At 69.6% G+C, this 21,296-nt stretch carries 26 protein-coding genes; 10 read left to right on the top strand and 16 right to left on the bottom strand.

All coding sequences use genetic code 11. The annotated features are described in order from the left end of the window. Positions 1 to 39 precede the first annotated feature (39 nt). From rpsS to rpsJ, 6 genes are read right to left on the bottom strand one after another with little or no spacing between them, the layout of a single operon-like run. The gene (rpsS, locus tag OG627_RS21190; protein ID WP_003966956.1) at positions 40 to 321 is read right to left on the bottom strand and encodes a 30S ribosomal protein S19; all 282 of its coding nucleotides are present in this window, start codon (positions 319 to 321) and stop codon (positions 40 to 42) included. A 12-nt stretch (positions 322 to 333) separates the two neighbouring features. After that, the gene (rplB, locus tag OG627_RS21185; RefSeq protein ID WP_114659660.1) at positions 334 to 1,170 is read right to left on the bottom strand and encodes a 50S ribosomal protein L2; all 837 of its coding nucleotides are present in this window, start codon (positions 1,168 to 1,170) and stop codon (positions 334 to 336) included. A gap of 50 nt (positions 1,171 to 1,220) precedes the next feature. After that, complete coding sequence (gene rplW / locus OG627_RS21180; protein WP_443073514.1) at positions 1,221 to 1,541, bottom strand: 50S ribosomal protein L23; 321 nt, start codon at positions 1,539 to 1,541, stop codon at positions 1,221 to 1,223. Continuing rightward, positions 1,541 to 2,194, bottom strand: coding sequence for a 50S ribosomal protein L4 (gene rplD / locus OG627_RS21175; RefSeq protein ID WP_329067402.1), 654 nt, complete (start codon positions 2,192 to 2,194; stop codon positions 1,541 to 1,543). Before rplD ends, rplW begins: the two co-directional genes overlap by 1 nt. 8 nt (positions 2,195 to 2,202) lie before the next feature. After that, complete coding sequence (gene rplC / locus OG627_RS21170) at positions 2,203 to 2,847, bottom strand: 50S ribosomal protein L3 (RefSeq protein ID WP_329067400.1); 645 nt, start codon at positions 2,845 to 2,847, stop codon at positions 2,203 to 2,205. 14 nt (positions 2,848 to 2,861) lie between these two features. Further along, the gene (gene rpsJ, locus OG627_RS21165) at positions 2,862 to 3,170 is read right to left on the bottom strand and encodes a 30S ribosomal protein S10 (protein ID WP_003948644.1); all 309 of its coding nucleotides are present in this window, start codon (positions 3,168 to 3,170) and stop codon (positions 2,862 to 2,864) included. Positions 3,171 to 3,850: 680 nt separating this feature from the next. Here rpsJ and OG627_RS21160 point away from each other — a divergent pair. Continuing rightward, positions 3,851 to 4,285, top strand: a complete 435-nt coding sequence (locus OG627_RS21160; RefSeq protein WP_329067397.1) for an RlpA-like double-psi beta-barrel domain-containing protein — start codon at positions 3,851 to 3,853, stop codon at positions 4,283 to 4,285. Between the two features lie 256 nt (positions 4,286 to 4,541). Further along, positions 4,542 to 5,831 carry a serine hydrolase domain-containing protein gene (locus tag OG627_RS21155; protein ID WP_329067395.1) on the top strand — a complete coding sequence of 430 codons (1,290 nt, stop codon included), beginning with the start codon at positions 4,542 to 4,544 and terminating at the stop codon, positions 5,829 to 5,831. Between the two features lie 40 nt (positions 5,832 to 5,871). Here the strand turns inward: OG627_RS21155 and OG627_RS21150 are convergent, their stop codons facing one another. From OG627_RS21150 to OG627_RS21115, 8 genes are all read right to left on the bottom strand, one after another. Continuing rightward, positions 5,872 to 6,978 (bottom strand): fatty acid desaturase, encoded by a 1,107-nt coding sequence (locus OG627_RS21150; RefSeq protein ID WP_329067393.1) that lies wholly within the window; start codon positions 6,976 to 6,978, stop codon positions 5,872 to 5,874. A gap of 42 nt (positions 6,979 to 7,020) precedes the next feature. Beyond that, positions 7,021 to 8,016, bottom strand: coding sequence for a diaminopimelate epimerase (gene dapF / locus OG627_RS21145; protein ID WP_329067390.1), 996 nt, complete (start codon positions 8,014 to 8,016; stop codon positions 7,021 to 7,023). Between the two features lie 123 nt (positions 8,017 to 8,139). Beyond that, entirely contained in the window at positions 8,140 to 9,048 is a 909-nt protein-coding gene (locus OG627_RS21140; RefSeq protein WP_329067388.1) for a hypothetical protein, read from the bottom strand. Continuing rightward, positions 8,979 to 9,611: a hypothetical protein gene (locus tag OG627_RS21135; RefSeq protein WP_329067387.1), complete on the bottom strand. Its 633-nt coding sequence runs from the start codon at positions 9,609 to 9,611 to the stop codon at positions 8,979 to 8,981. The genes OG627_RS21140 and OG627_RS21135 overlap by 70 nt, the downstream gene beginning before the upstream one ends. Next, positions 9,608 to 10,354: an AAA family ATPase gene (locus OG627_RS21130; protein ID WP_329067385.1), complete on the bottom strand. Its 747-nt coding sequence runs from the start codon at positions 10,352 to 10,354 to the stop codon at positions 9,608 to 9,610. The genes OG627_RS21135 and OG627_RS21130 overlap by 4 nt, the downstream gene beginning before the upstream one ends. A 295-nt stretch (positions 10,355 to 10,649) precedes the next feature. Further along, entirely contained in the window at positions 10,650 to 10,838 is a 189-nt protein-coding gene (locus OG627_RS21125; RefSeq protein ID WP_329067383.1) for a DUF397 domain-containing protein, read from the bottom strand. Positions 10,839 to 10,843: 5 nt separating this feature from the next. Then, on the bottom strand, positions 10,844 to 11,032 hold the full coding sequence (locus tag OG627_RS21120) for a DUF397 domain-containing protein (protein ID WP_329067381.1): 189 nt from the start codon (positions 11,030 to 11,032) through the stop codon (positions 10,844 to 10,846). Beyond that, positions 11,029 to 11,910, bottom strand: coding sequence for a helix-turn-helix domain-containing protein (locus OG627_RS21115; protein ID WP_329067379.1), 882 nt, complete (start codon positions 11,908 to 11,910; stop codon positions 11,029 to 11,031). Before OG627_RS21115 ends, OG627_RS21120 begins: the two co-directional genes overlap by 4 nt. A 215-nt stretch (positions 11,911 to 12,125) precedes the next feature. Here OG627_RS21115 and OG627_RS21110 point away from each other — a divergent pair, with 215 nt between their 5' ends. From OG627_RS21110 to OG627_RS21095, 4 genes are all read left to right on the top strand, one after another. After that, positions 12,126 to 12,572: an ATP-binding protein gene (locus OG627_RS21110; protein WP_329072842.1), complete on the top strand. Its 447-nt coding sequence runs from the start codon at positions 12,126 to 12,128 to the stop codon at positions 12,570 to 12,572. Next, a complete protein-coding gene (locus OG627_RS21105; RefSeq protein WP_329067377.1) occupies positions 12,560 to 12,802 on the top strand; it encodes a hypothetical protein in 243 nt (80 codons plus the stop codon). Before OG627_RS21110 ends, OG627_RS21105 begins: the two co-directional genes overlap by 13 nt. Positions 12,803 to 13,057: 255 nt before the next feature. Beyond that, positions 13,058 to 14,041, top strand: a complete 984-nt coding sequence (locus OG627_RS21100) for a helix-turn-helix domain-containing protein (protein ID WP_329067376.1) — start codon at positions 13,058 to 13,060, stop codon at positions 14,039 to 14,041. A gap of 121 nt (positions 14,042 to 14,162) precedes the next feature. Continuing rightward, on the top strand, positions 14,163 to 14,603 hold the full coding sequence (locus OG627_RS21095) for a peptidoglycan-binding domain-containing protein (RefSeq protein WP_329067373.1): 441 nt from the start codon (positions 14,163 to 14,165) through the stop codon (positions 14,601 to 14,603). A gap of 101 nt (positions 14,604 to 14,704) precedes the next feature. Here the strand turns inward: OG627_RS21095 and OG627_RS21090 are convergent, their stop codons facing one another. Continuing rightward, positions 14,705 to 15,343: a response regulator transcription factor gene (locus OG627_RS21090; RefSeq protein WP_329072839.1), complete on the bottom strand. Its 639-nt coding sequence runs from the start codon at positions 15,341 to 15,343 to the stop codon at positions 14,705 to 14,707. Then, positions 15,340 to 17,280, bottom strand: coding sequence for a sensor histidine kinase (locus OG627_RS21085; protein ID WP_329067371.1), 1,941 nt, complete (start codon positions 17,278 to 17,280; stop codon positions 15,340 to 15,342). Before OG627_RS21085 ends, OG627_RS21090 begins: the two co-directional genes overlap by 4 nt. Before the next feature lie 302 nt (positions 17,281 to 17,582). Here OG627_RS21085 and OG627_RS21080 point away from each other — a divergent pair, with 302 nt between their 5' ends. From OG627_RS21080 to OG627_RS21065, 4 genes are all read left to right on the top strand, one after another. Next, the gene (locus tag OG627_RS21080) at positions 17,583 to 18,146 is read left to right on the top strand and encodes a papain-like cysteine protease family protein (RefSeq protein ID WP_329067369.1); all 564 of its coding nucleotides are present in this window, start codon (positions 17,583 to 17,585) and stop codon (positions 18,144 to 18,146) included. Positions 18,147 to 18,158: 12 nt separating this feature from the next. Further along, positions 18,159 to 19,046 carry a hypothetical protein gene (locus OG627_RS21075; RefSeq protein ID WP_329067367.1) on the top strand — a complete coding sequence of 296 codons (888 nt, stop codon included), beginning with the start codon at positions 18,159 to 18,161 and terminating at the stop codon, positions 19,044 to 19,046. Positions 19,047 to 19,497: 451 nt separating this feature from the next. Beyond that, on the top strand, positions 19,498 to 20,166 hold the full coding sequence (locus tag OG627_RS21070; RefSeq protein ID WP_329067365.1) for an RNA polymerase sigma factor: 669 nt from the start codon (positions 19,498 to 19,500) through the stop codon (positions 20,164 to 20,166). Then, positions 20,163 to 21,287 carry a CU044_5270 family protein gene (locus OG627_RS21065; RefSeq protein ID WP_329067363.1) on the top strand — a complete coding sequence of 375 codons (1,125 nt, stop codon included), beginning with the start codon at positions 20,163 to 20,165 and terminating at the stop codon, positions 21,285 to 21,287. The genes OG627_RS21070 and OG627_RS21065 overlap by 4 nt, the downstream gene beginning before the upstream one ends. Positions 21,288 to 21,296: the final 9 nt, after the last annotated feature.

Genomic DNA, 21,296 nt, shown 5'->3' with positions numbered 1-21,296 from the left:
GTTGTCCCTTCGGTGTAAGTCATAGTCAGTCACCCCGCGTTAGCGGCGCTTCGACTTCCGGTCGTCCTTGACGTGGCCGCGGAAGGTGCGAGTCGGCGAGAACTCGCCGAGCTTGTGGCCGACCATCGACTCGGTGACGAACACCGGGACGTGGATCTTGCCGTTGTGCACCGCGATCGTGTGGCCGAGCATGGCCGGGACGATCATCGAGCGACGGGACCAGGTCTTGATGACGTTCTTGGTGCCTGCTTCGTTCTGGACATCCACCTTCTTGATGAGGTGTCCGTCGACGAAGGGCCCCTTCTTGAGACTGCGCGGCATCTAAACCCGCTCCTAGCGCTTCTTGTTCGTCTTGCGGCGGCGGACGATGTACTTGCTGCTTGCCTTCTTCGGCGAGCGAGTACGACCCTCCTTCTGACCCCACGGGCTGACCGGGTGGCGACCACCGGAGGTCTTGCCCTCACCACCACCGTGCGGGTGGTCGACCGGGTTCATCGCGACACCGCGGACGGTCGGGCGAACGCCCTTCCAGCGCATACGGCCGGCCTTGCCCCAGTTGATGTTCGACTGCTCGGCGTTGCCGACCTCGCCGATCGTGGCGCGGCAGCGGACGTCGACCATCCGGACCTCGCCGGAGGGCATACGAAGGGTGGCCATAGAGCCTTCCTTCGCGAGCAGCTGGACCGAAGCACCCGCGGAACGGGAGATCTTCGCTCCGCCACCGGGACGCATCTCGATGGCGTGGATCGTCGTACCCACCGGGATGTTGCGCAGCGGGAGGTTGTTGCCCGGCTTGATGTCGGCGCCGGGGCCGTTCTCAACCCGGTCGCCCTGGCTCAGCTTGGCCGGGGCGATGATGTAGCGCTTCTCGCCGTCTGCGTAGTGCAGCAGCGCGATGCGAGCGGTGCGGTTGGGGTCGTACTCGATGTGCGCGACCTTGGCCGGCACGCCGTCCTTGTCGTGACGACGGAAGTCGATCACGCGGTAGGCACGCTTGTGTCCACCACCCTGGTGGCGAACGGTCACACGACCGGCGTTGTTACGGCCGCCCTTGCTGTGCAGCGGGCGGACCAGCGACTTCTCCGGCGTGGACCGCGTGATCTCGACAAAGTCGGCGACGCTGGAGCCACGACGGCCCGGGGTCGTCGGCTTGTACTTGCGGATACCCATTGTCTCTCAGTCCTCGGAAATATTCCGGATCCTGGACGTCTCGACCTCCGTCAGGAGGTCGGGCCGCCGAAGATGTCGATACGGTCGCCCTCGGCAAGGGTCACGATGGCGCGCTTGGTGTTGGCGCGCTTGCCGAAACCGGTGCGGGTGCGCTTGCGCTTGCCCTGGCGGTTGATCGTGTTGACCCCGGCGACCTTGACCGAGAAGACCGCTTCCACGGCCTGCTTGATCTGGGTCTTGTTGGCGTGGGGCGCCACGATGAACGTGTACTTGTTCTCGTCGAGCAGCGCGTAGCTCTTCTCGGAGACCACGGGCTTGACAAGAATGTCGCGCGGGTCCGTGAAGGTCTTGCTGGTGATCTCGGCGGCCATCAGGCTTCGCTCCCCTCGTTGTCATCGGCCTTGGAAGGGCCAGACACGAAGGACTCGAAAGCGGCCTTGGTGAAGACCACGTCGTCGGAGACGATCACGTCGTACGTGTTCAGCTGGCCCGGCGCCAGGATGTGCACCTGGGGCAGGTTGCGGGCGGACAGCCACGCGGCCTCGTCGGCCCGCTCGACGACCAGGAGCACGTTCTTGCGCTCGCTGATCTTGCCCAGCAGGGTCTTGGCGGCCTTCGTGGACACCGCGTCCTCGACCAGGCCGGAGACGACGTGGATACGAGAGTGACGGGCCCGGTCGGTGAGGGCTCCGCGCAGGGCGGCGGCCTTCATCTTCTTGGGGGTCCGCTGCGAGTAGTCACGCGGCTGCGGGCCGTGGACGACGCCACCGCCGGCGAACTGCGGGGCGCGGGTCGAGCCCTGACGGGCGCGGCCGGTGCCCTTCTGGCGGTACGGCTTCTTGCCACCGCCACGGACTTCGCCGCGGGTCTTGGTCTTGTGCGTGCCCTGTCGGGCAGCGGCCAGCTGGGCGACTACGACCTGGTGGATCAGCGGAATGCTGACCTTGGCGTCGAAGATCTCCGAAGGGAGTTCGACGGTCCCGGCCTTGTCGCCTGCCGGCGAAAGGATGTCAACGGTGCTCATCAGTTACCTCAGGCCCCCTTGGCCGCGGTACGGACCAGGACGAGGCCGCCGTTCGGACCAGGAACCGCACCCTTGATCAGGAGCAGGCCCTTCTCCGCGTCAACGGCGTGAACGGTCAGGTTCTGGGTGGTGACCCGCTCGTTGCCCATACGGCCCGCCATGCGGAGGCCCTTGAACACACGACCCGGGGTGGCGCAGCCACCGATGGAGCCGGGAGAGCGGTGCTTGCGCTGGGTGCCGTGACCGGCGCCGAGGCCCTTGAAGTTGTGACGCTTCATGACACCGGCGAAGCCCTTGCCCTTGCTCTTGCCCGTGACGTCAACCCTGACGCCGGACTCGAACGCGGCAGCGGTGATCTCCTGGCCGAGCGTGTACTCGCTCGCGTCGGAGGTGCGCAGCTCCACCAGGTGGCGGCGGGGGGTCACGTCGGCCTTGGCGAAGTGGCCCTTGAGGGGCTTGTTCACCTTGCGAGGGTCGATCTCGCCGAAGGCGATCTGGACCGACTCGTAGCCATCGCTGTCATTCGTACGGACCTGGGTAACGACACAGGGCCCGGCCTTCACCACGGTCACCGGGACGACACGGTTGTTCTCGTCCCAGACCTGGGTCATGCCGAGCTTCTCGCCCAGGACACCCTTGATCGGCTTAGTCATCTCTTCCGCGCCTCTCAGAGCTTGATCTCGATGTCAACGCCGGCCGGAAGGTCCAGGCGCATCAGCGAGTCAACGGTCTTGGGCGTCGGGTCGAGGATGTCGATCAGGCGCTTGTGCGTGCGCATCTCGAAGTGCTCGCGCGAGTCCTTGTACTTGTGCGGCGACTTGATGACGCAGTACACGTTCTTCTCAGTGGGCAGCGGCACCGGGCCCGCGACCGACGCACCAGTACGCGTCACCGTCTCGACGATCTTCTTCGCCGAGGAATCGATGACCTCGTGGTCGTAGGCCTTGAGCCGGATGCGGATCTTCTGTCCCGCCATGGCTGCTTCGTAGTCCTGTCTCTCGTAACGCTCTGGGACCCGGTAGTTCCGGGCTCTTCTCCGACCCACGCGGTCGGGCGTGTCGCATCCCTGCCGCGAAAATTTCCCGAAGGATTTTCCCTGCGAGGGGTGCGGCCCAAGTCCGCGAGCCGGGGTCGAGCCGCGTCAGTAGTAATAACGAACGCGTTCAGCCACCGGGAGCCTGATTGGTACCCCACTGACACTTCCCGGAAGATTCCCGTACGTCCGCCTCAGCGCTGCCCGTAAGGCAGTTGGGGCGACGAGTACTGTGGGACTCGCTTCCGGTCCTCCCGGCGGGAGGCGCGCAGCATTGGCACTCAACCGAGCAACCTGAACAGTGTGCCACAGGCGCCTCGGCCCTGGCCAATCAGGGTGCAGAAGCGTACCCCACGACCGGATCGGTCAATCCACACGCACCACCGACGGCCATTGTCCGCGACCTTGCGCACGCGGACCGTCACGCGAGGTGACCAGGAGTACGCACTGCCAGGAGTGGCGGAAAAGGCCCTCTGGGAAAGCGGTGGCCCCGTGCGCATCATTAGTCCGGACCAGACACGGACCGAGCACGGCCACGCGCTGCCCCCCACTCCCCCCACCGCTTCCACCGGACGACTGGCGCCACTCCCGAACACACCCACCTGTTCGAAGGGGTCGATCGCATGTCCCGCACCTCGCGCGCTTCCGCCATGTCCCGCATCCCCACGGCCCTGCTGGCCGGAGCCTCGACCGCCCTGGCCCTGGGCACCCTCGGCGCCACCGCGACCTCCGCCACCGCCGCGCCGGACACGGCGCGGATCGCCGGCCAGGCGACCTGGTACAACACCGGCCTCGGCGCCTGCGGCTGGAACAACAACGACGGCGAGCTGGTGGTCGCCGTCTCGCCCGGCGTGTACGGCACGTACCCCAACCCCAACAACTCCCCCGTCTGCGGACGGCAGCTACAGGTCAACGGCCCACTCGGCTCGGTGACGGTCACGGTCGTGGACCGCTGCGCGGGCTGCGCCACGAACGACGTGGACCTCAGCCCGGCCGCGTTCTCCCGCATAGGCGACCTCAACGCGGGCCGGATCAACGTCAGCTGGGACTGGCTCTGACCGGCAGCCGCGCGGCTCGCGTGCCGGCGGCTCCCGCTCCCGTGCCGGTGGCTCCTGTACCGGTGGCTGCCGTACCGGTGGCTCCTGTGCCGAGAGGGGGGTAACCCCCTTTCACGGATGGGTGGTTGCCTGATGGCCGTCCCGTCGTGCGGTCGGCAGAGTTCTTCCTGTCAGCAGCAGCCCGGCGGTGAGCGCCGCGGGGCTGCTCACCGCCGGGCTCGACCGGAGCCCGGCCTCTGCTCGGGAGAGTCCGCACATGGGTACACGCACGCAGTCGACGCGCCGCAGGAGTCTGTCGGCGGCGGTGGCGCTGACACTGGCCACCGCCATCACCGCGACGGCGGCGGTCACGGCCTCCGCGAGCCCGGCCCACCCGGTGGACACCAGCCCCGGCACGGCACGGCAGTCGCAGGTGAAGCAGCTCGCCGAGCTGGCGCAGGAGGCCGCGGACACCGGTTCACTGGGGACGATCGTGCGGGTCGACCGGGGCCACGGACCGGTCGTGGAGATCGCCCGGCAGGCGGCCTGGACCAGGGCCGACCACGTCCTCAGGACGAACGACCAGTTCCGGGTCGCCTCCAACACCAAGACCGTGACGGCCACCCTGGTCCTGCAACTGGTCGCCGAGGGGAGGATCCGCCTTGCCGACCCGGTCGAGAAGTGGCTGCCCGGCCTGGTTCCGGGCGGACAGGGGATCACCGTCGAGATGCTCCTGAACCACACCAGCGGCCTGGACGACTTCGTATTGGTGCCCGAGTTCCTGCCCTCCCTCCTCGGACTGGAACAGCGCGCATGGGCCCCCGAGCAGCTGCTGGCCCTGGCCGAGACCCGCGGCGCGCCGGGCGAGGAGTGGTTCTACAGCAACGCCAACTACGTGGCGCTCGGTCTGGTACTGGAGAAGGCCACCGGGCAGCCGCTGGCCGACCTGATGGAACAGCGCGTCATCCGGCCGCTCGGCATGAAGGACACCTACCTGTCCACCGACGCGAGCTGGCGCACCGGCCGGGGCCATGTCACCGGTTACGAGCCTGATGCCGAGCACCTCGCCCCGCTCCTGCCGCCCGGCGCACCCGAGGGCCTCGGCCCCGCGGGCCCGGCGCGCGGTGACCACGTCGATGTCACGGGGATCGACCCGAGCTGGGCCGGGGCCTCCGGCGGCATGGTCTCCACCGCCCAGGACTGGGACCGCTTCCTGACCGCCCTGATGTCGGGCAAGCTGCTGCCTCCGGCCCAGATGAAGCAGATGCGCACCACCGTCGCGCAGGACGCCGCCGACCCGAAGGGCGACCGCTACGGGCTGGGCCTGATGGAGGTCCGCACCCCCTGCGGAACGGTATGGGGCCACACCGGCGGCCTGCCCGGCTACGGCAGCGAGATCTACACCGACCGCACAGGCAGCCGCAGCGTCACGGTCCTGACCTCCACCAACCTGGGCGTCAGGCTGCCCGCCGCCGCCCCCGCGAACAAGGCCCTGGCCGACGCGGCGGTCTGCACGATGCTGGGCAAGCCCCTCCCCACCACCAAAACCGCCACCGCCACACACTGAGCCTTGCGGCCCTGCGGGCACGTCCAGGGCGCTGGACGACTTACCGCAGCCGTTCCGGTCCGCTCAGAGAACGCGCACGCGGCCGCGCGGGCGACGACTTCGTAGGCGCGCGACCCCCGTCCTCATGACGCCTCCCGCCGAGTGCCCGGTGATGGCGAATGATCACTGCGGACCGCCCCAGCAGCAACGCCTGCGGCGTGTACTCGGGATTCCCGATGCTCCGTTCCAGAGCGGGGAGGTAGTTCCAGCGCACCGCCGGATGGACGGAGTGGGCGTAGTGGAACAGATCCCCGTTCGGAAGCCATGTCCCCCGGGCCAGCAGCGCCAGGACCGGGCTCCGGGGGTAGAGGCGCAGGCAGCGGGCGGCCTCGATGGCCGCCGGGCTTCCGGCGGCGGGCTCGGCGTCGAACCAGCGGTGCTCCACCAGCAGGCTCATCCACGCCAGTTGCGGATAGAGCAGGAGCCGTGGCAGCAGGAAGCCGAAGAGCGCGGCGGGCCAGCCGACGAGGAGGCCCGCCGCGACCGGAACCGCTGCGAAGGCGAGCAGTCGCCACCACGAGCCCCTCCGTGGCCGCAACGTGGTGGCCAGGGTTCGGCATGTGTGCGCGAGGCCCGTGGGCGTCAGAGGATGTACCACGGCCAGGGCGAACCGAAAAGGACGTGCCCCGGGGAGCAGACCGGCGCGGTGCAACTCCGCCAGGTTGGGATCGACTCCGGCGACTGTGGCGTTGGGGTGGTGCTGACGTACGTGCTTCTCGCGCCGCACGGGCACCGGCACGAAGCCGAGCGGAGCGTGGACGGTCGCCTCGGTCCACGCGGTGCCCGCCTTGGCGCTCCGCGTGAGCACCCCGTGGACCGCGAAGTGGCTGACCTCTTGGAGATGCCGAAATTTCACCGCGACCGCCACCGTGACCGCGACCCAGCCCACCGGCCCCGTACGGACCGCCAGCACCCACCAGCCCGCCACTTCCAGCCAGTGCCCCGCCAGCAGCAGCACAGGCGTGACGTCATTGGCCCGTCGGCGCTGCGCCGCCATGACCGTATGCAGCGATCCCGGGGGATCATCACCTCGGGCGGGGCTGAACCACCACCGGTCGACCTGCCGCAGGACGATCCCGGCCACAATGATCATTAAGGGGATGAGCATGTCCCATTCCTCATGTCCATGAGCCCGCCCGTCCCCTGCGGATCAGATGATGGTCGGGCTGACTCCGGCCGCACGCAACGCCTTCAGATTCTCCTGGAACAGCGCGTCGAATGCCTCGATCTCCGAAAGATAGGTCTCGCCCGTGATCTCCAGCGGACCGTCGTTCAAGAGCGCCGCGGGGTCGATCTCCGTGCGGTAGACCACCGTGGCGTTGCCTTCGAGAACCGGCTGCCACCGGCCCTCGTGCTCCTGAAGCCAGGAACGGGCGGGACCGCCAGGGTTGCGGATCAACAGCGCCACGTCGGGGTCGACCAGACCGAGCCGCGAGGTCACCGCGCGGGAGGCGGCCACCCCGGAGCCGCAGGACGGCGTCAGTCCCGCGCCGCGCTCGAAGGTGTGGACGAACACCTCGTCGTCGGCCAGGGGCAGGACGAAGGAGACATTGGCCCCGATCGGGAACGCCTCCGGATCGGCGGCGACCCTGCTGCCCGTCTCGACCAGCTCCGCCTCGTCGTACGCGTCGACAACGGTGACCAGGTGCGAGTTGGGGACGGCCAGCGCGGTCACGGCGCGCTCGGTGTGGAAGGGCGGGAAAACCTGACCGACGAACGGCCGGCGCACCCCGGCCACCAGCGGCTCGGCCGGGGAGAACTCGACGGAAGGCAACTCGACAGCGACCTGCCGCACGCCCTGCGGGGTGAAATTCGCGTTACGGACAGTGAAGCTGTACGGCCCGGTGTGCACGACAGCGGAATCCGCACCGTACTTGTCCAGCAGCAGCCGACCCGCGCAGCGCATGCCATTGCCGCAGAGGAGTGCGGGCGAGCCGTCGGGGTTGAAGAACCACGCTCGGGCCGACCCGTCGCCGTTGTCGGCGAGAAAGTACACGCCGTCGCTTCCCAGGCCCAGCTTTCTGTCGCACAGCCGCTCGACCGCGCGGGTTACGTCCCCGGAGGCGAAGTGATCGTCCGGGGCTCCGTCGATGACGAAGATGTCATTGCGTGACCCATGGGTCTTGGCGATCGAGAGATGCGACATGGCTGGCGAGAACCGCTTTCCGACTCACACCGGCCCCGCAGACCGGCTGGTTGCGCCCATTCTACCGAGAGGGGCAGCACCCGGTCCGGGTGCTTGCCGCCCCAGCCGTCCCGTGATCGCAGCTCACAGCTCGCTTACGGCTGCCCGGACCCTGGCCGCATCCCAGACGCCGGCGTCGAGCATCGGACGGACCACGGCCTCGTAGGACTGCAAGACGAAGGGGGCCGAGTCCGCGCCATGGCTCCAGATGGACTCGAAGCGTCCGGTCCAGCGGTCGACCTGCTTGAAGTAGACCGAGGACCGGCCGTGTGTGTAGTCGGCGTCGCCCTGCTCCTCCTCCACCAGCACGGCCGCCCCGGAAACGACAACGAAGTCGACGGCCTGTTCGGCCCGGAGGCGGTCGCGTACGGCGATGCCGCACTGCACGCCGAGAGCGCGGTGGTGATTGATCAGCTGCGTCAGCGACTGCGCGTAGGACTCCCGTGCCAGGTCCTCGGCCCACCCGATGAAGAGCCGCTGAACCGTACCGCCGGACTCGATGAGCCGGCGGTTGACCGCGAGGTACTCCCGGCGCTGCGTCAGGAGGTTCGGGTTGGTCGTCAGATCTGCGGCGAGTACGCGCCTCGGCTGGGAGTCGGACTCGATAAGCACCTTGAACAGCAGGACCGACAACCGGGGCACCTCGGACGCGTACACCTGTAGATGCCCGTCCGCGATCTCCCCGAAGTCCGCGATGAGTTCCCTCTCCAGCTGTGAGCGGACCAGATCGAAGAACTGCGCATCGGACATGTCGTGGCTGTTGGCTCTCCGTAACTGAACGTAGATCCTCCGCAGCCACATGTGGCTGGCCACCGCGAACAGGAGCAGGACCGTCTCCACAGCGAGGAGGACATTCGTGTTGAGCTTGTCGTTCACCCAGGCGGCAACCGGGACTGCGACTCCCGCGACCCCGATGATCCCGTTCAGCAACGGTGACGCGACCCCGGCGACCGCGCGATCGGCCCAGTCTCGGCGTACAGGTACAGCGGACATCGACAGCTTCCCCTCGCCCATCGGATACGTTCCGAATGCCGATGATTCCCGAGCGTTACCAGCCGCGGCAAGGACGCGTACGAGGCGCGAAAGGGCCGGGGGTCAGTGCTCCGAGGCGTACGAGACGAAAGGTCGCGCTCCACCACAATGCTCAGATCGCCCGTACCGAGCTGTTGCCGCGCGGCGTGGTCGACAAGGTCCATGCCCGTGACCCCGCCGTCGCACAGGGACATGAGGAGCGAGCTGTCCCAGGTGCGCTCGTGCAGTACCCAGGGAGCTTCACCGAGCGCGGTCTTCCGCAGCATGCTCATGAACATGGCGGCGCACCGGCGCCGGGCGGCGCCTTCCTTGATCTGGAAGACGTGGTTTCCGGTCTCGACCACCGTCGCGGTGGGCAGGATGAACTGGACGCGGTCGGAGAGTCGGCGGTCCATCTCGGCGAGCACGTCGGCTCTGTGGTCGTTCATGTACGGAACGTCGAGGATCTCGACGAAGACGGACGTGTCAAGGAAGTCGACAACGGGAAGCTCAAGGCCGGAGCCCGGCCGACGCTGCTTGCTCACAGGCTCCTCAAGAAGTCCTCGACGCTGATCGTCTCCGCGTCCCGGGGACGTACGGCGTCCGGTAGCCGTCCCTTGGCGACCGCGTCCCCCAGGTCGCCCGCTGCCAGAAGGTCCACGTACCCGGGCAGCTCCGTGAGAGGCGTCAGCCTGCTCTCCCCCGAGTCCGGATCACGGGTGCAGACAACAACCCCTGAGTGGTCCTGCGCGGTGAGTGCGTTGAGCAGGGCGGGGCTGTGGGTGGTGAAGAGAACCTCGATACGGCGCTGCTGGGCCTCTTCCCTCATCAGACGCAGCACCCGCGCCGCCTGGGTGGGGTAGAGCCCGTTCTCGATCTCCTCGATCACGAGGAGCCGTGCGGGACGGCCCTTGTCCATCTCACCGCCGCGATCGGGCGCGTCGAGCAGGGCCGTACCGAAGGCGAGGAATCGCAGCATGCCGTCGCTGAGCAACCGAGCAGGGACCTCATGTACGGCGCCGTGGAACCCTGACTCCTGGAGCACGAGCTGTACGTCTCCGAGCGAGGTGACGACCGTGTCGATGTCGACCACCGGATTCTCCGGCATCCCGCTGATCAGCTTCTTGAGCCGACCGAAAGCCTGCGGGGCGCTGCTCCGCAATTCACCCACCACCGCGCTCAGGTTGTCGGCGCTGCGGCGCAGTTCGGTGTCCCGCTCCGGCACGTACTGACGCATGAGGTGCGGGACCGGGTCCAGCAGGAAAGCCTGCCGGAGGGCAGACAACACCTGTTCAGCTGCTTGATGCACCAGGCGGCCGGCGCTTGTCTTGTCCGGCACAAAGAGTGGCACCCGAGGACATACGGAGGGTGAGGTTCTGGAGGGACAGGCGCTGGTCGGTGAAGCTCTTGAAGGAGGTGAGGCGCACTTCCTCCAGGCGGGGGGTCTGCACTGGGCACCTCGCTCGCTCGTCCGGGGCCCGCCGGGCGCAGCGAGGCCGTCTGTCAGCTAACAGCACCCGCTCAGCACCGTCCAACAGGACGGGCATATGGATACGGGCTGCCGCTCACCCGGCCTACGGGGGTCAGTGCTCCGAGGTGTACGAGACGAAGTCGGCCCAGGCCGGGGCGGTGAAGCCGAGGTGGGAGCGGTGGGTGTCCTTGGAGTCGCGGACGTGGACGGTGCGAGGGGTGGCGGCCACCTCGACGCAGTCGTTGTCATCGCTGCCGCTGTAGCTGCTCTTGAACCAGTTCAGCTCGGACTCCAAGGACATACCGATCACCTCTCCGAGGTGTACGAGACGAAGTCGGCCCAGGCACCGGGACCGAAGCCGAGGTGCGAGAGCTGGGTGTCCTTGGAGTCGCGGACGTGGACGGTGCGCGGGGTGGCGGCTACCTCGACGCAGTCGTTGTCACTGAGGCCGCTGTAGCTGCTCTTGAACCAGTTCAGCTTGGATTCACGGATCATGTCTCTCCCAGCACTTTCTCGATGAAGGCCAGCGACTCCCGTGGGCTGAGAGCCTGCGATCGGATGATCCCATATCGCATTTCCAGGATCTGAATGTCTTTCGGGTCGGAGAGCACCCGGCTGGTGAGCTGCCCCACCGTCCACCCCACTGTCGAGCCGTCCCTGAGCTTCACCACTTCGAGTTCTCCACCCATTCCGGCGTGGTCCTCACGGTCCGTCGGCATCACCTGGATCTCGACGTGGCGCAACTGCCCTCGTTCCAGAAGATGTTCGAGTTGTCGGCGCAACACCATTCTGCCTCCGATGGGCCGCCGTAGCGTGACCTCTTCCTGGACAAAAGTGAGCGTCGCCTGCGGGGTACGGTCAAAGATCGCCTGCCGGGCCATCCGCGCGGCCACATACCGCTCACGGTCGTTCGGCGTGAAGGGAGGGCGCCGGACGTCAAAGAGCGCCCGCGCGTACTCCTCCGTCTGCAACAGGCCCGGCACGTTGTGGTTCCCGTACGCGCCCAGTTCGACGGCCTCCGCCTCCAGCTTCGTCACGTCACGGACCTTCTTCGGGTACCTCGCCTCCGCGATGTCCACCTTCATCTCGGCAATCTTGCCGCCCGCGCCCAGGATCCTGTCCGCCTTGTCCAGGAACTCCGGCCTGGGGATGCGCTTGCCCGCCTCCACCTTGTAGATCTGGTTCTCGCCGTACCCGAGCGCGACGCCGAACTCCGCCTGGCTCAGTCCCGCCGATACGCGCCACAGCTTGATCTGGCGGCCCACCGCCACGATGACCGGCCGCGAGTCGTCGTCCGGGTCTGCCTCCCAGTCCGGCTCGTCCGCGCCGTCCGTCGTGAAGTCCTTGCCCTTGGCGTTGCTGTCCGCACCCACTTCGTACACCTCCGAAATCGTGCCGTCATGGCTCAATCCCCTTGGCCCCACGGAAGGTCACGGCGCGCGACCCGGACAGAGCCCGGACAGAAACGCGCTGGAGCTGTACACATCACCGTCCGTAAGGGATATGTGACTGTTCAGGCTATGCGGATCCGGCCACGCTGTGTGACGTGAACCACGAAATCGTCGACAGCGGCTTCGACGCCGGCCACGTGCCGCTCACCCAATCCGCGCCGTTCTCCGAGGAGTTCCGCGTCCAGTTCTCGTCCACCCGCAGAGGCGCCCGGCTGGCGCGGCTGCTGGCCGTGGAGCAACTGCGTTCGTGGGGGCTGCCCTTCGACGCGGCGGCGCAGGTCGTCGCGGAGTTGGCGTCGAACGCCGTACAGCACGGCCGTACGCCGGGCCGGGACTTCCGCCTCGTTCTGCGTCGGCCGACGCCGGAGGTGCTCCGGATCGAGGTGACCGACACCCAGGGCGCGCTGCTGCCCGCCACCGGCCGGTCGCTCCCCGCGTGCGCGGAGTCGGGGCGCGGGCTGCTGCTGGTGGAGGCGCTCGCCGATCGGTGGGGCGTGACGTCGGGGCCGCTGCCCTGCAAGACCGTCTGGGCCGAGTTGGCCATCCCCGACGACGGCGAGGAGGCCGCCGCATGGATCCGATAACCGCTCGGGCTCTTTGGGGAGTCACCTCGATCTCCCTCAGCCTCGTCGTCCTGGCCGTGGGCGTGGTGTACGCGCGGGCGGAAAGCCGGGAGCGGGACGTCGCGCCGGCGCCCCTGGAGGTCGAGGAGGTCTACTCGTACACCTGTTACTGCTATCGCGATCCAGTACAGGTGACCGTACGGATGCACCAGATCCCGCGTCGCCATGGGCGGGGCATCCGGAGCCCGTGAACACGGGCTCCGGTGGGCCATGCCCTGGGGCTGCGGGACGTCAAAAGACCAAAGAACCCAGGGAAATAACCAACCAAACCCCACCCCTCCCGGTTCGAGTCACCCACACGGGTGATCTCGCCCTGAATGGCTGGCTTTTGGCGAGTTTGGGGAGGCAGGCTCTGCCTCAACGCAACACCCAGACATGAGACGGCCCCCGGCCGGGACTGGCATCCCGATCGAGGGCCTGACCACTGAGGAAGAAAGAGCTTCCCGATGGCTGAGCAGCAGTTTAGTGCGCCCACCCGCGCCCTTCAGTTAGTTCGCGGATCCGGCTCCGGCGTGGCGAAAGTCGAGGAATTCCAGGACCCCGGCTACACGATCGTCGGCAACCACCTCGCCCAGCATGGCGAGTTGTCGTTCACCGCGATCGGCCTGGGGACTCATATCCAGTCACTGCCCGAGGGCTCGCCGGTGGACATCCGGACGCTGGCCGCGCATTCCCCCGAGGGGCGGGAGCGGATCGCCTCCGCCTTAAGGGAGTTGGAGGCGCACGGGTACATCGAACGGCGTCGCGAACGGACCGCCGGGGGCCGGATCGTCAGCCTGACGATCTCCTACAACAACCCCGAGGCCACGCGCGCCCGGCTGGCACGGCTCGCTCGCGAAGAGCCCGAGTGCGAGCCCGAGTGCGAGCCGGAGCCCGAGTGCCAGTCCGAGCCGGAGCCGAAGCGCGAGCCCGAGGCCGCGTGTGAGTGCCAGTCCGAGCCGGAGCCGGAGCCGGAGCGCGAGCCCGAGCCGGTCGTACGGGAGACCCCGCCCCCGCTCCCCCACCCGCAGGCGCCCGACCCCGCCCCCGAGAACCCCGAGAACCCCGAGCACACCCGCGCCGCCACCGACCTCCTCGCCGGGCTGCGCCGCGACGACCCGCGCCTTCTCCTCTCGGAGCGCGACGTACAACGCCTCACCCCCGGCGTCGCCGCCTGGTTGGAGCGCGGCGCCGCGCCCGACTCCGTACGCCGCACCCTGACCGCGAGCCTCCCGCCCGACCTGCGCCACCCCGCCGCCCTGCTGGCCCACCGGCTCACCGCGCTCCTGCCGCCCCCGCTCCCGGCCGCGCCCGGCGCCGCCACGGCTCCCCGCCCGGTCCCGCTCCAGAACTGCGACAGCTGCGACCGCGCGTACCGGTCGCCGGAGCCGGGCGAATGCCCCGGCTGCCTCGCGTCACGCGCGCTTCGGGAAGCGGCTCCAGCGGCCTGACCCGACTTCTCGCGATTCGCCTTCTCAGGGTCTGCCCCGATGTACGCACGCGCGGGCGCCCATAGCTTCGTCACCAGCCGAACACACCGGCCATCAAGCCACTTTCGGAAGGAATACGAAGATGTCCCGCAACTCCACCATCTCCACCATCTCCACCCTCACGTCCAAGAGCCGCGTCCGCAGCCTGGCGACGGCCGTCGTCCTCGCCTCCGCGCTGACCGCCGGAACGGCGGCGATCGCCGCGTCCCCGGCCGCCGCGGCCCCTCAGTCGAGTGCGACGGTCCAGGCCGCCTGCAAGCAGCAGAGCGGCTACTGGTACTGCGGTTACGACAACCGCAAGACACCTCCGACCATCAAGAAGGGTGCCAAGGGGAACACCGTCAAGGAGGCCCAGGCCCTCCTGCTCTCCCTCGGCTACAGCGTCGGCTCGTCAGGGGTCGACGGCGACTTCGGCGCTGCCACCCACAACGCGGTGGTGAAGTTCCAGAAGGACTTCAAGGTGGCCGGCGGTGCGGACGGGATCGTCGGCGCCAACACCTGGAAGGCCCTGCGCACCGTCTGACCTGACCAACACGACGGTGAGGGGGCGTTCCATCCGCCTGTGGTCGTGGTCCTACGGGGGTGGGCCACGACCGCAGGCGCCAGCGTGACGGCCGGCGCCCGTCACGCCCGCAGATGCGCCAGCACCGCCAACACCCGCCGGTGATAGCCCAGATCGGGCTCCAGCAGGAGCTTGGTGAAGACGTTGCGGACGTGCGTCTCCAGCGTCTTGCCGCTGATCCGCAGCCGCTCGGTGATGGCCTCGTTCGATCGGCCCTCCGCCATCAGCGCCAGTACCTCGCGCTCCCGGGGCGTCAGCGCGTCCAGTTCGTTTGTCGCCCGGCGCCGTCCCATGAGCCGGGCGACGACCTCCGGGTCCATGACGGTCTCCCCGGCGGCCACGCGCTGGAGCGCGTCGGAGAGTTCACCGGCGTCGGCGACCCGGTCCTTGAGCAGATAGCCGAAGCCCCGGCAGTCGCGCGCCATCGCCTGCACCGCGCTCGTGGTCTCGACGTACTGGGAGAGCAGCAGCACCCCCGTACCGGCGAAGCCCTCGCGGATCGCGAGCGCCGCGCGGATGCCCTCGTCGGTGTGGGTGGGCGGCATGCGGATGTCGAGGAGCACGACGTCGGGGCGCTCGGCTGCGACCAGGGCGAGCAGCCCGTCGCCGTCCCCCACCTCGGCGGCGACCACGATGCCGAGGTCCGTCAGCAGCCGTACGAGACCCTGGCGCAGCAGCGCGGAGTCCTCGGCGACGATCACTCGCACGGCAGCTCCGCCCGGACCAAGGTGCCGCCCCCGGCCGGGGATTCCACCCGTAACGTCCCGCCGACGGCGCTCACCCGGTCGGTGAGGCCACGCAGCCCGCTGCCGCCCGCCGGGTCGGCGCCGCCGGTGCCGTCGTCGGTGATCTCGACGGCCAGCCGGGGGCCGGTACGGCGTACGTGTACGGACACGGCCCCCGCCGAGGCGTGTTTGGCCGCGTTGGCGAGGGCCTCGGAGACCACGAAGTAGGCCGTCGTCTCGACCGCTTCGGGGAACCGGCCGGGCTCGGCCAGGACGACGACCGGCAGCGCGGCCTGCTCCGCCAGGGCGGTGATCGCGGGGCCGAGCCCGGCGCGGGAGAGCACGGCCGGGTGAATGCCGTGGGCGATGTCCCGCAGCTCGGAAAGCGCCTGACGGAGCGTCTGTTCCGTCTCGGTCACGGCGAGGCGCAACGACGGATCGCTGCTGTGGGGCAGTTCGGCGCCGACACGGCGCAGGTTCATCAGGGCGAGGACCAGCCGGGTCTGCGCGCCGTCGTGCAGGTCCCGTTCCAGGCGCCGGCGTTCCTCGTCGGCGGTGCGCAGCAGCCGGGCGTGCAGCGCGCGGGCCCGGGAGTCGCTGCCGACGGCCTGTTCGGCGAGCTGCACGTTGCGCAGGCACAGTCGTACGGAGGCGGCGACCGAGTCCATCAGGGCGGGGTCGTCGCACAGGGCGCTGTCGTACGTCATGACGGCCAACGGCACGCGCTCGCCGCCGCTTTCGGGGCCGCTTTCGGGACCGCTTTCGGGGCCGGTGTCCCCTATGCCCGTCACGGCGACCGACCCGCCGCGCACCAGGACGGTGTTTCTCGGCCCGGGCTCCGGCCCGGCCGGTACGGCGGGCAGTGTGATCGGCCGGCCGTCCGGGTCCTCGTACGTACCCGGCGGACCGCCGCCCGCGCGCAGTCCGATCCGCAGGGAGGGATCGCCGAGGACGTTGCGCAGCGCCTCCTGGAGCTGACGCGGGGAAGGTTCGGCTCCGGCCGCTATGACGAGGTTGCCGGCCGAGGCGCGCCTCAGTCGCATCCGCAGCAGACCGAGGAGGAAGGAGACTGGAACGGCGACCTGGCAGAGATCCGACGGCACGGTCAGCACGGCGCCCGCCGCCCCCAGCACGGCGGGGTTCGCCACGTACAGGATCTCCCAGCCGACGAACACGAGCGCGAGGGCCACCGACACCCCGGCGGGCAGCAGCATGCGGCGGCGCGCCGGGGTGCTCGCACGCCAGCGGCCGACCAGCAGGACGAAGATCCACAGGGTGAGCAGGGCGCCCGCCCAGCGGTAGCAGAGGTCGACCGCGTCGAAGAGGTCGGTGCCGAGGACGGTGGCGCCGGGCACGGCCAGGAGCGCGTTGCCGTCGCAGTCGCGGCAGACCAGGTAGCTGGTGTCGGAGCCGGCAGCCGGGTCGTACAGCAGTACGCGCGCCAGGCCGCCCACGGCCACCAGTCCGTAGCAGGCTGCGACGGTACGGCGCTCCCTGACCCCGGTCACCCGGCCCTCGGGGAAGGCCAGCAGCAGATGGGCGAGTACGGCGAGATTCAGCGCCTCGCCCCAGGCCCCGAGGGCGAAGACCACCGGCTGTCCGAAGCCCTGGAGGTTGCCGACGAACCACGTCAGCCCCTCGGCGAGCAGCAGTACGCCGGTACGGTTCGCCGGCCGGCGCCACAGAGCCACGATTCCCGCGCCGGCATACGCCCATCCCACCGCGAGGTCCCGTCCCACCTCGACGGGCCCGGCACCGGCGCGCGCGTAGCCGAGGGCGCCGCAGACACCGGCGCCGACCGCCCCGGCCGCCCCGACCGCCCCGACCGCAGCCGCCCACGACCAGAGCCCCGTCCCCGGCTCCGGCCGCGCCACATACCGCCGGTACCCGGCTCCGCCGCCCCACGCCCGCACGCGGTCCATCATCCCGTAGCGCCCAGGTTCCCCACAGCCGCCACACCGGCCAATCCAACCAAGCTCGTTGCTTGGTAGGGGTGTTGATCGAGGGAGCGCGGAAGGCCGGGCCGGCTCCACAACTGCGACAGCCGCGCCACGACGCCACCCGCCGGAGCTGATCACCTGATCTCGTGATCAACCAGCCAATAGCCACTACGGGTTACATTCCCGCAAGGTGCCCATACGCCCTTTAAGTGATGTGCTGTCATATCCCTGCCATATTGCCCCGCTTGTCTCATCGCACAAAGGAAGGCAGGAACATGGGCAGATTCAGGTGCAGGCCCGCGGCTTCGGCCATCGTGCTGGCCGCCGCGGGGTTGCTCGCGCCGACAGGCGGTACGGCTCACGCCGAGGCGGGTCAGGACAACATCGGCATGTACAAGCAGGAGAAGACCCAGTGGTGCTGGGTCGCCTCCGGCCTGACGATCGCCAAGTTCCAGGGGTTCGGCTCCACGCAGACGGACTTCTGCAACCGGGCCCAGCCCTACTACGGCTGCGACAACCAGCCCGCCACACTCGGCGACATGGCCAGGGGCTGGAACAGTCTCGGCATGCGCAACCCCGGCTCGGGCCTGGACAGCGCGGCCACGTTCGACCAGGTGTACAACGAGGTCAAGGCGGCCCGGCCGATCGGCACCCGCATCGGGTGGACGTCCGGCGGTGGCCACATGAACGTCGTCTACGGCTTCGACACCTCGCGCGAGACGATCGCCGTGGCGGACCCGTGGCCGGACACCGCCACGTACACCTGGTGGAACTACAGCGACTACGTGAGCAACAGCTCTTCCAAGTGGACCCACTCCCGCATCGGCATCTCCGGCTAAGGCAGGCCCTCCATGCGCGACACCAGTGACACCAGCGGTACCAGAACGTCCAGCAGGTGGGCCGGCTCTCGCTTCTCCCGCCTGTCCATCGTCCTCGCACTGAGCACGTCCGCTCTGCTGTCCGTCGGCGGCCCGGCCCACGCGGCCCTGGCCAAGGACCCGCTCCCGGCCGACATCCCCGACTACCAGGCCGCCCTCGACGTGGTGAAGTCCGCCGACGTCCGTAACGCCGTCTGCCGCTTCCTGAGCATTCCGGTGCCCACCGACAGCGCCGGCGGGACGGTGCGGACGCTCCCCGACACGCCCGAGCCGTGCCAGGGCCTCCCGGCCTTCACGATCAAGGACCCGGTGGCGCTGAACGAGATCACTCCCGGATTCGTCGCGGGCACCGTCCCGCCACTGCCCACCGAGGCGGTGAAGCTGGCGTCCCTGGTCTCCTCGCTGAGCGCCACCGTCAACGGCCGCAGCGCGACCGTCATGCTCGCCCCCACCCAGGGCGGCGGCTGGCACCTGGCGGCCGTGCGCGACGGCGACAGCGACGTCACGTACGCCGCCAAGGCCACCGTGGGCACCCTGGTCTTCACCGAGCCGCAACTCCGCGGCTGGTACCAGCTCAAGCTCACCACCGTCGAGCCGCTCAACGACCAGGCCCGGCAGGGACTGGCCGGCCAGGCGTCGATGTCACTCAGCGACTACCAGAAGCTGGTCAAGGCCCGCTACGCCGACAAGCTGCCCGGTTCGGAGTACGACACGGCGGGGTACTCCAGCGGCTACAGCCCCCAGCAGAAGGCAGCCGAGACGTCGTCCGTCACCCCGCTGCTGGCCGGTTCCGGCGTGGCACTGGCCCTGGCGGGCGCGGCCGTCGCCCTCCGCCGACGCCGGCGCGCGAGCACCGGCTGAACCCGTCCCGCGCGCGACGACGACTCGCGGCCTCGTAGGGAAACGCCCGGCACTCCGAGGACACGGAGCGCCGGGCGGGGCTGTGTGCGAGGGGCGCGAGGCGCCGCGACTGCCGTACCCCACCTCGCCGAGGCGGAGCGGATCCCGTACCCCCAGGCCGGCGCGGCTCCCGTTTCGACGCCGGTGCCCGCGAGCAAGCCGCTCGGCGCGGGCACCGGCAGGCACCGCAAACCGCAGGCACCGCAAACCTCAGACACCGGGGCCCAACAGGCGCTGACCCTCAGGAGCGCCCCGGCAACGGCCGACCTCCCGGACCAACAGCGGGCCGCTTGAGCGGCGCCGGGCTACGGGTGCTGTGGCGCGGGTGCTGTGGCGCGGGTCACGGGAACCCCTCGGTCCGACCGGAGAGGTAGGTGGTGTGAGATGTGATGAACAGGACGATCGGGAGCGCATGCGCGCACGCATCAGGGCGGGCGACCGCGAAGCGTTCGCCGCGCTCTACGAGGAGTACGCGCGGGCGGTCTACAACCACGCCTACCGGCTGACGGGCGATTGGTCGACCGCCGAGGAGGTGCTGTCCGAGACCTTCCTGGCCGCCTGGCGCACCCGTCACGCCGTCGAGCCGGAGGGCGACTCGCTGCGGCCGTGGCTGTTCGGAATCGCCACGAACAAGGCACGCAACGCCAACCGCGGTATCGGGCGGCGCCTGGCCTTCCTGGCCCGCCGCCCCGCCCCGGAACCGGTGACGGACATCGCGGACGCCGCGGCCGGACGCGTGGACGACACACGGCGGATCGCCGCGGTCCGGCAGGCGCTGGGCGGACTCCGCCGCCAGGAACGCGAGGTGCTGGCCCTCTGCGTCTGGTCCGGGCTGGACTACGCCGAGGCCGCCGAGGCCCTGGGCATCCCGGTGGGCACCGTACGGTCGCGGCTGTCCCGCGCCCGTAACCGGCTGCGACGGCTCACCGACGAGGAACTCGGCCGGACGCCGGACGGGTCAGCGCGGGAAGCGCGACCCGGAGAAGCGGTCCGATCAGGAACGGAACCCCGCCCCCGCCGCGGAGAGGCAGAGGGCAGGGCCGCGTTCGTGGCCCTGCCCATCCAGGAGGAAGCCCGATGAACGACCGCACCTCCGGCCCCGAGCGGGCCGAACACGAGGAACTGGCCCGGCTGCTGCCGGCCCCGGCCGAACGGGACCTGCCCCCGGGCCGTCATCTCCACCACAAGGACACCCTGATGCGTCTGATCGACCAGGACGGCGACCGCGCCACCACCGCCCGCCCCCGGCCCCGCCTCCTGCGCCCCGCCGTCCTGCTGCCCGCCGCCGGACTGGCCCTGGGCGGGGTGCTGCTGACCACGCTCGCCGTGACCGGCCGGGACCACGCTCCGGCATCCTCCACCGCGGGCACGAGTTCCCGGGCCACGGCCCCGCGCGGCGCGGCCGTACTGCTCGACCGGATCGCCTCGGTCGCCGGGAAGAGCGACGAACCGACGGTCGGCGACGACCAGTTCGTGTACGTCAAGTCACTACAGAGCGACAACGAGGGCGAATTCGGCGGCCCGGTGAAACTGACCGAGCCCCGCGAGCGTGAGGTCTGGATGTCGCAGAAGGCGGGGCCGGTGATCGATGTCGGCCTGATCCACCAGGACGGTTCGTACTTCCCGATCACCGTCGGGGTCCCGGACGGCGAGACCCCCGTCGGCTATCCGGCGGGCCTGAACCGGCCGACGTACACGTGGCTGGCCTCGCTGCCCACCGACCCGGACGCCCTGCTCCGGCGGCTCACCACCGAGATCACCCGGGACCAGGACGCGCGCGACACCCCGGCCGAGGACCGGGACCAGGCCCAGGACGCCTTCGAGACCATCGGTGAGCTGCTGGTGGAGACGCTGATGCCGCCGAAGACCGCGGCCGCCCTCTACAAGGCCGCGGCGAAGATCCCCGGCGTGACCGTGGACTCCGACGCGGTGGACGCGGCCGGCCGGCACGGGATCGGCGTGGCCCGCGACAACACGCGGGCCGGTTGGCGCACCGCCTGGATCTTCGACTCGACCACCCTGGAGTACCTGGGCGAACGGAGCTACCTCATCAGGGACACCTCCATGGGCAAGAAGGGCACCCTGATCAACAAGTCGGCGGTCCTGGAGCGCGCGGTCGTCGACGCCCTCCGCGAAAAGCCGTCGGACGAGAAGCCGTCCGCCGGGAAGCCGTCCGCCGGGAAGCCGTCGACTACGACCTGATCCCGACAG

Source organism: Streptomyces sp. NBC_01429 (genome assembly GCF_036231945.1).
GTDB lineage: Bacteria > Actinomycetota > Actinomycetes > Streptomycetales > Streptomycetaceae > Streptomyces.
Note: the sequence above shows the minus strand (reverse complement) of the source record. Positions and strands in the feature narration are given on the sequence as shown.